Source organism: Fibrobacter sp. UBA3629 (assembly GCF_002374005.1).
In the GTDB taxonomy this organism is placed as follows: Bacteria; Fibrobacterota; Fibrobacteria; order Fibrobacterales; family Fibrobacteraceae; genus Fibrobacter.
The window spans coordinates 111,083-125,115 of the sequence record NZ_DFLC01000019.1; the positions used below are offsets into that span (position 1 = coordinate 111,083).

General features: G+C 54.9%; 7 protein-coding genes. 3 read left to right on the forward strand and 4 right to left on the reverse strand.

The window, feature by feature from the left end:
- Positions 1-45: 45 nt before the first annotated feature.
- From B2310_RS06960 to B2310_RS06970, 3 genes are read left to right on the forward strand one after another with little or no spacing between them, the layout of a single operon-like run.
- Positions 46-2,253: a fibrobacter succinogenes major paralogous domain-containing protein gene (locus B2310_RS06960; RefSeq protein WP_290729921.1), complete on the forward strand. Its 2,208-nt coding sequence runs from the start codon at positions 46-48 to the stop codon at positions 2,251-2,253.
- A 44-nt stretch (positions 2,254-2,297) separates the two neighbouring features.
- Complete coding sequence (locus tag B2310_RS06965) at positions 2,298-6,476, forward strand: hypothetical protein (protein ID WP_290729923.1); 4,179 nt, start codon at positions 2,298-2,300, stop codon at positions 6,474-6,476.
- A 28-nt stretch (positions 6,477-6,504) separates the two neighbouring features.
- On the forward strand, positions 6,505-7,365 hold the full coding sequence (locus tag B2310_RS06970; protein WP_173382336.1) for a hypothetical protein: 861 nt from the start codon (positions 6,505-6,507) through the stop codon (positions 7,363-7,365).
- Positions 7,366-7,452: 87 nt separating this feature from the next.
- Here B2310_RS06970 and gpmI read toward each other — a convergent pair whose 3' ends face one another.
- The 4 genes from gpmI to B2310_RS06990 all read right to left on the reverse strand — a co-directional run bounded on the left by gpmI (position 7,453) and on the right by B2310_RS06990 (position 14,033).
- Positions 7,453-9,087 (reverse strand): 2,3-bisphosphoglycerate-independent phosphoglycerate mutase, encoded by a 1,635-nt coding sequence (gpmI, locus tag B2310_RS06975; RefSeq protein ID WP_290729926.1) that lies wholly within the window; start codon positions 9,085-9,087, stop codon positions 7,453-7,455.
- Between the two features lie 107 nt (positions 9,088-9,194).
- Positions 9,195-10,199: a hypothetical protein gene (locus tag B2310_RS06980; RefSeq protein WP_290729928.1), complete on the reverse strand. Its 1,005-nt coding sequence runs from the start codon at positions 10,197-10,199 to the stop codon at positions 9,195-9,197.
- A 146-nt stretch (positions 10,200-10,345) separates the two neighbouring features.
- Entirely contained in the window at positions 10,346-12,487 is a 2,142-nt protein-coding gene (locus tag B2310_RS06985; RefSeq protein ID WP_290729977.1) for an ATP-dependent RecD-like DNA helicase, read from the reverse strand.
- A 13-nt stretch (positions 12,488-12,500) separates the two neighbouring features.
- On the reverse strand, positions 12,501-14,033 hold the full coding sequence (locus tag B2310_RS06990) for a carbon starvation CstA family protein (RefSeq protein WP_290729930.1): 1,533 nt from the start codon (positions 14,031-14,033) through the stop codon (positions 12,501-12,503).

Consider the following 14,033-nt stretch of genomic DNA (forward strand, 5'->3'; position numbering starts at 1 on the left):
AAAGATAGATTTGTAGCAGGCCCCTTCCTAAAAAAGGAGAATGTTATGAGTTGTGCCCGTCGTTTGCTGCCCCTTTTCGGTGTCGCTTTTTTTCTTGCGGCCTGCGGTGATGACAATGGCGAGAGTATCCTGGACGAGCTGATGCTTGCCGATTATGTGGTGGACGATGCCGACGGCCTCAAGGAATGCAACGAAGACCGTGATGGCATGACGGCCTACCTGAAGGATGCCGATTCTCTCTTGGTCTGCAAGAACGGAAACTGGATCGCGTATGATACGACTCGGTCTGGCGATGAAAAATCTTCCAGCAGTGCGGTGAGTTCTTCGTCCGATGGCGGAAGCGGGATTGAAGATGAGTTTATTACGGGCATGAGCCCGTTTGAAACCCTCACGGCAGTTTCTGTGCTGGAACTCGATGGCGAAACGCTCGAAGAGACGGGCCGCGTATACAGGGGATGGTCTACAGGCGGCCTCGGCGGTTATGAGGTGCATGGGGTGACGCTTGCTTCGCAATATGCTGCTGTCGAAATTAGCGGCAATTACCGCCTTGCGGTATCGGGCAGCGTGACAGACATTCCCGTCACCTTGAAAGCTTTGGTGGATTTCTCTGAAACCAGCTCGGTGAACGTGAACTTGCTGACGCATCTGGAATACGCGCGCGTGCGTAGCTTGGTGGCGTCGGGCAAGAGTGTCGCGGACGCGAGACAACGGGCGGAATCCGAAATCCTGGACGCTCTCGGCATTGAAGGCTCTGTCGAAAATTTCGGGGACCTGGATATTGCTTATTCCGATGACGGCAGCGCCATTCTGCTGGCTGTCGATGTAATCATGCAGGGCGATGCGAGCGACGTGCAGCTTCTGCTCCGGTTGAAAAATTTTGCGGGCGATATCGAACGCAAGGGCAAATGGAACGATTCGACGGTCAAGACAGAAATGGCGGATTGGGCGATGCAGGCGGATCTGGGCGGAAAGCTTATCGCGGTGCGCAAGAACATGGAAGCGTGGGGCTTGGACGAGGTTCCGAATTTTGAAAAGCACGTGCGCATGTTCTGGGCCAATGTCTTTGGACTTGGTAAATGCGATGCGAAAAATGAAGGTAAAAGAGTCGAGATTGCGAATGAGCTCAGCATCTACTATGGGTCGCGATACCGCTTCCTTTGCAGCGACGGCGAATGGGTCGCGGATATCAGGCTGGATTTCGAAGATTGGGAGGCTGTAGAAGATGGCTCTATCAGGTGGAGCGAAACCGGAGATTGCTACAAATACGATGAGTCCCTCGAAAAGTGGGTGGTTGCGACCCCGCGCGAATATATGCTCGGGCTGGGTGGCTGCACGGAAAAACGCAAAGGGTTGGTCCTGAAAAGCAACATGGACTATTCCTATTACATGTGCTCCGATATTGGCTGGAAGCGCGCATCGCAGCAGGATTACGATACTTACGGTCATGAGTGCGCATCGGATAACGAGGGCGAAGTCGCTCTGCTTGGCGACGAGGAATATACCACCTATTATATCTGCAAATCAGACGGCTGGGACGAAGCCCTGGAAATAGAGTATGATACCTATGGCCTGGACTGTGCTTCGAAAAATGTCGGTGATATTAAGTATGGAGTCGTGACGGGGAATGTGAGGTATTACTGCACGGCTAACGGCTGGGTGAATTTTGATGAATGGAACTGGGATATTCCTACGGAAAGCCGCTTAAGGCCGGATATAAGCTATGGCACCCTGACGGATTCTCGCGATGGACAAAAGTACAGGACAATCGTTGTCGGATCTCTGGAGTGGACGGCCCAGAATATGAACTATGCGCCTGTCGAGGGTAGCTACTGCTATGATGACAACGCTGATCATTGCAAGGTGGCGGGACGCCTGTATGACTGGCAAATTGCAGTGGACTCTGCATGCCCTGAGGGGTGGCATTTGCCTACCCAGGCGGAATATAAAACACTGGTAGATGCTATGGGAGGCTCGAGCAAGGTCGGCCCCAAGTTGAAAACGACTAGCGGTTGGAACGATGGATGGAGTGGTTCTGATTCTGTGGGGTTTGCTGGTATTCCGGCGGGCTACCGGTACAATTCCCATTCCTATGAAGAGGGGTACAGGACGGGATTCTGGACGAGCGAAAGAAAGGATATTCTGAGCTATGCTTATTTCCTTCCTTTGAACAATAGCAGTGTGATAAACTTTAGTTATGATAGTATTGATGACTATGCGTATTATGTCCGCTGCGTCAGGGAGGTCGAAGAATGACGGGTCGATTTTTTATGGATAGCTTTTTGAACAGGAGTTTCCGTATGGACAGGAAATTTGCCTTCTTGAAAACAGCGGTCGCGCTTTCTGCGATACTCCTCGCTGTGTCGCCGTGGGCGGCCGGAACGTCTAACCAGGAAGAGGAAGGGAAGGTCTATTGCGTAAAGCGGACCGGGTACGACGGCGAATACTACGTGCAGCTGTCGCAGCAACAGGCCGGCTATCAGCCTGCCGAAGGTGAAACATGCAGCGCTCTCTGGATTGGCCCTGAAGACGGAGGAGAGCAGGGAATTTACGAAACCTTGTATGAGCTTATCAACCAGGAGGATGCCCCTATCATGGGTCTCTTCTTGGCGTCGGATGTCGACTTCGGTGGCTATGACGAATCGCAGCAAAAGTGCAATCAGGAGTTCCGTCCGTTTGTTTTTGAAGGGGTAAGCGGTGCGATCATCATTAGGAGCAAGGACAGCAAGACATACACGGTGCGAGGTCTTTGCCGCATATCGGAATACTCCAGTGATTACGCTGCCTTTGTCGCAAGGAGGGATGGGGGCGAAATTACACTTGAGAATGTCAATTTCGAGGATGTCCATCTGGAGAATGATGAATACGCGGGACTTCTTATAAATGAAGCGTCTCAGGGCACTGCTTCGACTTTCGGGGTGGGTTCGTATGTATACACGAACGTTTCCGTGAAAGATGCCGTTATCAAGTCGTATTCCTTTGCTGGGGTCTTAGCTTCGCAGGCCGTGAATGTAAGTGTTTATAATTTCCAGGGCGAAAATATTTCCGTTTCGTCGGTGGCGACTGAAAATCCGAATGAATATGACCAAGTGATGATCGGCGGTCTCTTTGGAAAAGTGGATACGCTTGCTTCTATGGAAAGTGTCGTTGTCAAGAATTTGTCCGTAACGCATCATCGGGATGCGAAATTTAGCGATGGTCGGAATGAAAATGGACTTATCCTTGCTTCGATCGGGGGTCTTGTCGGCAAGGCTTCTGGAGGCACTTTTGCGAACGTGGCTATAGAAGGTCTTGAAGTTGCGGACCAGACCGAAGCGGGTGGAAGCCGAGTCGGTGGCCTTGTGGGTTATGCAGATCCTTTGCCGTTTGGCACTTCCGGCTATGCTATCCAGATGACCAATACTTTCACCGTGGGCGATATCCGCTGCGATGGCTCGACACCGTGCGAAATCGGGTTTGGAATAGGTTCTATGGCGTTGGGACAGAATCCTAGCCAATATGAGTGGCTCTTTAATTTCTATGCAAACTATCATTATTCCGATAATTCCGGTGACGCCGCCGGCTTTATGGGTGAAATTAGCAGCGATTTTCTTGCCAATCCAGAGACGGCTGCGAATGAATTCAATACCGAGGGCACGCTGACTCCAGACAGTCAGGCCACGGCTCCGCAACCTATGACTGTTGCCCGGGGCAATTTCCGCAATGCGGTCGGCGATCTCACGGCGGGTGTTTTCGATACGAGTTCCTATGTGGTACGGATCGAGGAAGAGGATGGCAGCGATGGCAGCGAGTTTATGAACGGAGTCATATCCAGTTCTGCCATGAAGTCGGCAAGTTTTGCCGCTGCGATGGACACCTACGGTCGGCGCTTCTTCACGGAAGTGTCCTATCTCTCGTGGCAATATGGCGACAAGCTTGCGACTCCCTATATTTCGGGCTTGCCGGGGTATGCTGACCAGAGTCAGGTCATTGTTGATGATGTTTGGGTCTACTTCTTGATGGATTGTGTCGAATCTGGCTGTCTCACCGAAAGTGAGGAGCGGATGCTTTCCAACTACGGCAACTATCGTATGAGCAATATTAATGAGAATCTCTTTAGGTTCGAAACGAATGATGGGCGCATCAACCAAAAGTGGGCCGAGTTCGCCTACGAACTGACGCAGGACAATCCTGATCGCGCTCCCGTATGTTGGGTGATGTCCAGGGGCAAGATCCCGTTTGCTGTGGATAATGTCTATACGCAGAGTCAAAACTATACGCTTTCTACCGATTGCAATGCGAATGCGGTTTCGGAAGCCGAGATTTTCCTTGGCGAAGGCGTGGATTACATGATGTCGCCCGTGACTGTCATGACATTCTCCAAGGATTCGGCGACGGGCACATTGACGGAAGTGAGCAGCATGGCTAGCGATGGAAGTGCCCCCATGTTCTTCGAAATTGGCCAGGTCATCTATATCTATTCCTCTACGCCGGCAATTACGGATGGCTCCAGGTTCAAGGGCTGGAAACTCCGTGCCGCACTTGCTCTCACGACTGATCAGGATGTCCTGCTTGAAAGGGCGAGGGCGGGCATTCTTGTCCCGTCGGACGAAAACGGCTATTTCGACCTGGGCTCGGTGAACGACGAACTTATGGAAGAATTTTTGAAAACGCCCGAAGGCAAGAAGGCGATGCAAGAAGATGAGGGCGAAATGAAACCCGTCGTTGCGGTGCTCATCTATCCCGAAGGCTTCGAGAAGGCGAACGGAATCACGGATTCCGGCGATTCGGGCAATGACGAGCCCGGTAAGGAAGGCGATGCTGAATTTGAATTGCTCGAAATCGTGAAGCCGCGAATCCTGAGTTCCGGCAACGCTATTCAGTTTGTCGCGCAAACGGGGAACTTTAGGTATGTGCAGGATTACCCCTTTATTGCCATCATGATAGAAAATGACGATGGCGAGCTGATCGTAAATGATACCATCTATAACGGAAGTTGGTGGCCCGAAGAGACGCGCTGGACCAAGTACCCGCTGGCATTCGGAAACTACCTGCTGACCGCGACAATCTTCAATGGCGATCAAAAGGCGACCTATATGCAGGATTTCGAGGTGAAGTCGACAATCGCGGAAGGCAAGGCCGATTCCTGGCACATGGTTTCGCTCTGGAATGTCGATTTCGATAGTTACAAGTGGTCGGATGATGGCATTTTCTACTGGTGGGACGAATCGAATGCTGCGGGAAAGTTCTGGCAGTATCAGGAACTTTCGCCCAAGGATTCCTTGGTACAGGGCCGCGGCTACTGGTACAATTCGCTTGACGGCAACGCTCTCAAGCTGAAGGATTCCGCATTCGTCGATGACCTGACCTGGAAACTGGACAGCGTGAACAGCGGTTGGAACCTTGTCTCGAATCCCTACGGCTGGTACCTGGATCTGGGTGTAGACGATGAGGAAGAAGAGGAGGAAGGGGACTACAATCAAGAAAATTCGTGTGACGAGAAGTGGGAATGGCTTGAACACGAAAGCCACATGGGTGGAAGGTTCGACAAGGAGTTCTACGAAAGCCAGAAGGGATGGGTTGAGGAATATTGCAGGAGCTTGTTGCCTGCCGTGGAATTCTGGCGCTGGAATCCGACAACCGGCAACTACGACCCGGCCAGAATTCTTGCTCCCTACGAGGCGGTGTGGGTGAAGGTGAACAAGCCCGACTCAATCTCCAAATGGGAACTTTCATCGGACCCCTACTTTGCTGACTCGCTCAATATGGATGGCGAAAATGTGCTTACGAAGTCGCTGAACAAGAAGTTCGTGCTTGCGAAAGCCGCCGGCAAGAGCGGATGGGCGCTGCAGGTGAAACTCTCCGATGCGCGGGGCAAGATGGATAACTGGAACGTGCTCGGCGCGGGCCGTGTCGCCTTGCGTTCCGAGGAGCCTCCTGCCGGCATGGGCAACCGCGTAAACCTTTCCATCGTGGAATCGGGCAAGCGGCTTGCGAAGAGCGTGAAGCTTGTTTCTGAAGGTACCTACGATTGGAATGTCGAACTCTCGGCGACCAGCGACCGCATGGGTTATCTCGAAATAGCAGGACTCGACGACCTTGCTTCGAAGGGCCTCTCCGTGTATGTGACGGTCGACGGCAAGACGGCGAAGATGGTCAATGGCACAGCCATGAAGGTGATGCTCTCTACGACGCCGAAGGTCGCGAATGTCCATGTGGGTGACGCCCCGAAGGCCGTGCTTGCGCGCACGCTTGATGGTCTCAAGGCTATGCAGTCCGGTACGACGCTCCAGGTGGGCTTCGATGCGGGATCAGGCCTCGTGGGTAGTGCCGTATGTGTGGATATCGTAGACCTGAAGGGACATGTGGTGCGCTCCGTTTCTACGAAGGCGCTTGCGGGGGCCAACAGCGTCGCCGTCGAAACGCCGAAGCCCGGTGTCTATATGCTCCGCGTCCGTGCGGGGAATGTGGGCGGAATGGGTCGCTTGATGGTGAAGTAGCAGAGTCCTGTTTTTGAAGGTGGTCTTTATGAAGACGCTCGTCGTTGTTGGTTTCGTATTAGCCCTTTCCCTGTTCTCCGGATGTTCTATATCGGGGAGCTACGGGCATGTGGAACAGTTCGAGATGGAGGCTCTCGCGTCGCCCGAATTGCGCGGTGCGGGAGGCTTTAGGGAACCCAACACGACAGCGACGCGCCTGACGGCGAATGTCCACATGGGAAACCCGGAGAAGGAACGGCTTTCCGGCATTGTCAACAAGAAGGGAAATTGTAGCAACCTTGCGGACTGCGAGGAATACAAGGATATCGAGGTCAATGAAAACGTGGATGCCACTTACAGGATGGGATTCCCTATTTTGACCGCTTCCCTGGATTTCGTGTACAAGCATAACCTGCTCATGCTGGGAGGGAGCGCCTCCATTGACAAGGGCGTGTTCGGCAACGCGTTTATGGGACTGAATACGAAGTATTTCGAAATCGGGGCTGCGGCGGGCTTGTGGATTCACCGACGCGAATTCACCTATTCGGGAACGGACTTTTTCTGCGTGCATTATTTCTTGGGCGGGGATGAGCTCGAGAAAGGTTCCTTTGAGTCTTCGACGAGTGTCGGGCAGGTGGCGGTCTATGGCGGTTTTGCCAGTGCCTATTATGGCCCGCTTTCCCTCAGTTTCTCGTTCAGCGTCTATCGCCCCGACCCGGCTTATCCGAATCGGTCCAACGACAATTTACAGGCGAAATTTGCGTTCCCGCGGGTGATGACGGAATATATTGTCGCGGGCTACAGGCTCAACGACAGTTGGGAATTCCGGGTGGGTGCGGCCAACACCTTCGGAGAATTTCCCGGTTGGCATTGGTCTGTCACGGGCGGCGTGAGCTACTATCCCAAGTAGTTGCTATCGGCCCGAGTGGTATATTTGAGACCACAAAAAAAGGAACCCATGCGGGTTCCTTTTTAGTTATTCTGTCGCGACAGTTGATTACTTGATAATCAGCATGCTGTCGTCCCAAGCCTCGTGCTTTTCGAGGCCGAGGAGGTTGGCCGTCGTTGCAGCGATGTTCGACAGGCCCCAGTCGCCTTCCTTGAGGGAAAGCTTGCCACCCGTTACGTTGTCGTAAAGGATGCAAGGAACCTTATTCAAGGTGTGGCTGGTCTTTGCCTTGAAGGTGCCGTCCTTGTTGACCTTCGGCATGCCGGTCTTCTTGTCGATTTCGTACATTTCGTCTGCGTTACCGTGGTCAGCCGTGATGATAGCGACACCGCCGAGGGCGTCGATCACCGGGAGGAGGCGTGCAAGTCCGATATCCACCGCTTCGATAGCCATCGTGGCAGCGCGGAAGGAGCCCGTGTGGCCCACCATGTCGCCGTTGGGGAAGTTGCAGCGGAGCGTCTGGTACTTGCCGCTCTTCAAGGCTTCAATCATGGCGTCGGTGATTTCGGCAGCCTTCATCCACGGGCGCTGTTCGAACGGAACCACGTCGGATTCGATTTCCAGGTAGGTTTCGCCGTCGAACTTGCTGGAACGGTTACCATTCCAGAAGTAGGTCACGTGGCCGTACTTCTGCGTTTCGGAGCAGGCAAACTGCTTCACGCCGGTTTCGGAAAGCCATTCGCCGCTGGTTTCCTTGATGGCCGGAGGCGGCACGAGGAAGCGGTTCGGGAGCTTGAGGTCGCCGTCGTACTGGAGCATGCCGGCGTAGCACACATGCGGGAAGCGCTTGCGGTCAAATTCGTTGAAGGATTCTTCTTCGAAGGCGCGGGTGATTTCGATGGCGCGGTCGCCACGGAAGTTGAAGAACACCACGGAGTCGCCGTCGTTGATGGTGCCGACCGGAGCTCCGTCCTTAGCAATCACGAACGGGGGCAAATCCTGGTCAATGGCCTTGGTTTCGCCGCGGAGAGTTTCGATAGCCTGCGTGGCGTTGTCGAAGTAGCGGCCTTCGCCGAGCACGTGGGTCTTCCAGCCGAGTTCCACCATCTTCCAGTTAGCGTTGTAACGGTCCATGGTAATCTGCATACGGCCACCGCCGCTAGCAATGCAGACGTCGAATTCCGGGCTGCGGAGTTCGTCCATGAACTTTTCGAACGGGCCGACGTAATCGAGTGCGGAAGTTTCCGGAACGTCACGGCCGTCGAGCAAGATGTGCACGCGGACCTTCTTGAGGCCTTCCTTCTTGGCCTGGGCGACCATGGCCTTCAGGTGAGAAATGTTGGAGTGGACGTTACCGTCGCTGAAGAGGCCGATGAAGTGGAGCACGGAACCGTGGTCACGCACGTTCGCGGCAATTTCCTTCCAGGCGTCGCGGCCGAAGATGTCGCCGGAGACGATTGCGTCCTGCACGAGGGCGGCACCCTGGTTGTACACCTGGCCCGCACCGATGGCGTTGTGGCCCACTTCGGAGTTACCCATGTCTTCGTTGGTCGGCATACCCACGGCGCGGCCGTGAGCCTTCAAAAGCACGTTCGGGTACATCTTGAAGAGGTTGTCGAGAGTCGGGGTGCGGGCGGCCTTGATGGCGTTGCCTTCGACCTTATCGGTGATACCAAAACCGTCCATCACGATGGTGACGACGGGTCCCTTGATACCGGGGAAGTTGGAAAGCTTCTTGAGCATAGTTTACTCCGTATTAATGTTTACGGCGCAAATATAGAAAATGCGCACTGCATAAGAGAAAACCCTCCCGCAACGGGGAGGGCTTTTGAAAAGCTTTTAGCAGTCGATTACTTGTAGTAAATGAGAGTCACGGAACCCTTGGTGTTGCTTTCGAACATGGGCTTCTTGATCATGACGGGGTAGGTCTTTCCATTTGCCACGACTTCGAGCCAGAGGCCGGAAGTAAGCTCCTCGTCATAGGCACGTGTTGATGCCTTGAACTTTTCGAGGCAGACGGGCTGGCCGGGGTTGGCGACTTCCGGCTGCAGGCCGGTGGTCTGGCTGTTGTCTTCGAACACGGAGACTCCGGCGCCCGGGACAAGAGATGCTTCCCTGCCGGAAATGTGCAAGGTGACATGCGGATTGTCTGCGAGACCCGTTTCGAAGTTGAGCGCATTCTGGGAACTACCCGTGGTGTTGGAAAGTTCGACTTCGTTTGCGGTCACCGGGGTGCAGGTTTCCGGTTCCGCAGCAGAAGATGATTCCGGTTCCGGTGCCTTGCATTCGCTTTCGTTACGCGTGAAGGTTAGCTGGTTGTAGGTGTTCGTGTAGGTAATAGTCTTGACCTTCGGATCGACCGTGTGCTTGGTGCTTGAGAATACGGTGATATAGAGGTTGAAAACTCCGCAGCTGCTAAGCTGTGAAAATTCAAAGAACTTCTGGGACAGGGAGATGCGATCGGTGGGTAAAACCTGGCCGTCGAGATTGATGGCGATGGGTTCCTGCATAATCTTTCCGTCGCCTGTGGGCTTGCCCACGGCAAAGTGCACGCTGTCGATGCGCGTCACCTGGTTCGTGTCGCCTTCGAATGCACCTTCGGAACTGAAGAAGTCCGGGTCGATTGTGATGACGCCGCTCAAAGAACCCTGCATGCCGTTCATTCCGGACATTACCGTAACGGAGGGCTCGTTGAACAGGACCGGATTTAGAGAGGATTCCTTGGGAAGTTCGACGGGCTTGGAGGACGAGGATCCCGGACCGACCGGGTTGTCTCCGCCTTCACCGCCGCAGGCAGTGAAACTGAAAAGAGTGGCGGCCGCAGTTAGGCCGAAAAGAATCTTTTTGGAGTTCATGAGTGTACCTCTGTTTGTTTTTCTTGAAAATAAACAAAAATAAGCCAAAATGCAAAGGGAAAAACGTAAAAAAAGGCGAAAAACAATAAAATGTGCTTAAAATCGCCATTAAAAGCCTTATTTTGACAATTGACGGCGCTTTCGGGTCAGCAGAGCCTTTCCGTGAGCCTTGTAAACCGTCTGATGCTCCTGTTGTTGCGGACGGCGGTCGCGAACGCCCCCGGTGCAGAAAGTACCCACACGTGCCCCTTCGCTCGGGTGATTGCCGTGTATATCAGGTTCCGCTGGAGCATCATGTAGTGGCTCGAATCGAGAATCACGATGACCGCCGGGTACTCGCTTCCCTGGCTCTTGTGGATGGTGCAGGCGTAGGCGAGCGCGAGCTGTTCCAGTTCGTCGCCCTCGTACTCGACGGTCTTGTCGTCGTAGAACACCGTCACCTTGTCGTCGCTCTTGTGTACCTTGAAGATTACGCCCACGTCGCCGTTGAACACGTTCTTGTCGTAGTTGTTCTTTATCTGCATCACCTTGTCGCCATCGCTCCAGGGGACTCCCATAATCCTGTGGCGGGCGACTCCGGGGTTCTGCAGTTCTTGCAGGAAGGCGTTCAGCTCGAAGATGCCGAGCGGGCCTTTGCGCATGGGGGAAAGGATTTGCAGGTCGGCCTTCTGGTCGATGTCGATTTTGCTCCGCACGCCCGTAGCGAGAAGCTCCGCGATAATCCGCTTTGCCTGCTCGGGTTCCTCGAACGGGATAAAATGGAAGTTCGGGCCGTCGATGGGCGAGGGGACTATGCCCTGGTTTATCTTCGCTGCCTTGTCGGCGATGTCGTTCCCGCCCGCCTGCCGGAATATGTGCTGCAGGCGCGTCGTCGGGATTTTCGGGCAACGGATGAGGTCGTTCAGCACGTTGCCCGGGCCCACGCTCGGGAGCTGGTCCGCATCGCCCACGAGCACAATGCGGGTCTTCGCGTGAATCGCCTCGAACAGCGCCGCCGCAAGCCAGGTATCGACCATACTGAACTCGTCGATGATGATGAGGTCGCAGGGTAGCTTGTTCTCGACATTGCGGTTGAATTTCTTTGTCGCAGGATCCATCTCGAGCATGCGGTGGATGGTGCGCGCCTTTATGCCGCAGAGGTCGCTCATGCGCTTGGCCGCACGGCCTGTGGGAGCGGCCAGGAATACGCTCTCGTCCATCTTCTGCGCGAGGTGGAGGATTCCCTTGAGGATGGTCGTCTTGCCGGTGCCGGGCCCGCCGGTGATAATCGATATGCGGTAGGCGAGCGCCATCTGGATAGCTTGCCGCTGGATGGGGTCGAACGCGAACTTGTGCTGGTGTTCCCAGTCCATGAGCGCCCGCTCGAAGCCCGCGGTGGGGAGCGCGTTGCCCGCAAGCCGGTACAGGATGTTGTCTGCAATGCTCTGTTCGGCGCGGAATATCGGCGGGTAAAAGCAGTCGTCGTCGACGCGCTTGATGCGTTCGCGTTCGCACAGGTAATCGAACTGCTGTATAAGCCCGTAGACGGCATCGTCGTCTTCCATCGGAATGCGCAGAATCCGGAAGGTCTTTTCGAGAAGGATATCCTTGGGGAGGTACACGTGCCCTTCGCTGAAACTCGATTCCTGCAGCACGTACATGAGGGCGGACTGCAGGCGCTTGGGACTCTCCTTCGGGATGCCGACCTTCATCGCGATTTCGTCGGCCTTCAGGAACCCGATGCCCCAGATTTCTTCGCAGAGCAGGTACGGGTTCTCGGTAATGCGGGCAATCGTTTCGGCGCCGAACTGGTTCCACAGGCGTTTCGCGACACTGCCCGCGATGCCGTGCCCGTACAGGAACAGCATCGTTTCCCTGCTGTGGCGGTTTGTTTGCCATGCGGCGAGGAAGGCTTCGACCTTCTTTGCCGGGAACCCCTTGATTTTTGCCTTGCGGAATATTTCGGGATGGTTGTCGAGGATGTCCGCGGTATCGTCGCCGAACACCTTCACAATTGCCTCTGCCGTCTTGGGGCCGATGCCGCGGAATATACCCGAGGCGAGGTATGCGCCGATATCGCTTTCCTGCGGGGCCGCGACCTTGTACGAGGTGCATTTGAACTGCCTGCCGTACTTGGGGTGGCGCCCCCATTCCCCTTCCATCAGGAGTCTTTCTCCGCTCCCCAAATCGGGAAAAGTCCCCGTCACCACGACGGGGGCTTTTTCGCCTTCCACGGTCACGCGGAAAACGGAAAAACCGCTATCGGCGCTGTGGAACGTGACGCTCTTGATGGTTCCTTCGAGCTGCAGAGGCTAGCGCTCCTTAATCCGGTTCGTAGTCGTTCTTCTTGTCGATTTCGCTATCCCACTTGTCGGGGTCGAACTGCTTGTTGGAGGCGAGCTTCTTGCCGCGCAGGCACAGGAGCGCACCGAGCACGGCAGCATTTTCGATGGCGAGCACGAGGGCAGTCTTGTAGTCAAGCCCGAATCCGAGCGGGGCACCCTTCAGGTTCTCGGGGCTCACCCACAGGATGTAATCGAAGCAGATGAACGCCATGAACATGCACGGGATAAGCGCAATCACGTAGTTCTTCTTCTTGCTGCGGAGGTAAACTGTTGCTACGCACAGGCTGCACACGGCCATGAGCTGGTTGCTCCAGCTGAAGTAGTTCCACAGGATATTGAAACCCTGCGGGTTCAGGTTGCTCCAGAAGATAATTACGAGGCAGATGGCGAACATCGGCACGGTAAGGAGCAGGCGCTTCTTCGGGTCGGTCTGGTCGATGCCGAAGAGTTCCGAAATCGTGAGGCGAAGGCTACGCAGGCTCGTGTCGCCGCTCGTAATCGCAAGGATGATGACTCCCACCACCACGAGGATGGAAATCGGGGCGAACGGGATGACGGTGGAGACGAGTACGCTCAATACCTTCACGCCGCCTGCTGCCATGAGTTCGGGTTGCATGTGGTAGATGAACATGCCGCCCGCGGCCCAGATCATGCCGATGAGGCCTTCGATAATCATCATGCCGTAGAACGTCTGGCGGCCAGTCTTCTCGGTCACTTCGGTGCGGGCCACGAGCGGGCTCTGCGTGCTATGGAATCCGCTGATGATGCCGCAGGCAATCGTCACGAAGAGCATCGGGATAATGGGCTGGTGTGCCGGATGCTGTGTGAAGTTTGAGGCGATGTCAGAGAGGTTGAATTCGCTAAGCACATTGAGGTGCGGCGCGATGCCGATCATGATTCCGAGGGAGGCGAGAATGAGCAAGCCGCCGAAAATCGGGTAGATGCGGCCGATAATCTTGTCGATGGGGAAGAATGTGCTTGCGAAGTAGTAGGCGAAAATCACGCCGACCGCTACCCAGAAGAGCGTGGGGGAGACTGCGGAGCCCGCGATGATGGGCGTGTTGATGAGTTGCGCCGGCGTGTTAGTGAATACAGCACCCACGAGGATGAGCGCGATGGAAATGAGCGCCATCACCACCTTCGAGGGGCCCTTGCCCAGGAACTTGCGCGAAAGTGCCGGCACATTGTAGCCGTTGTTGCGCATGCTTATCATGCCGCTGAAGTAGTCGTGCACCGCACCGCCCAATACGTTACCCAGCGGGAGGATGATGAACACGATGGCTCCGAACTTGATGCCGAGAATCACGCCGATGACAGGCCCGATACCCGCAATGTTCAGAAGCTGGATGAGCATGTTCTTCCAGTGCTTCATCGGGACGCGGTCAACGCCGTCGGGGTTAGCGAGTGCCGGAGTCTTGCGGTCGTCAGGGCCGAAGACATGTTCGACAAACTTTCCGTAGGTAAAGTATCCGCCAATCAGTATGGCGACACCGATAAGGAATGTAATCAT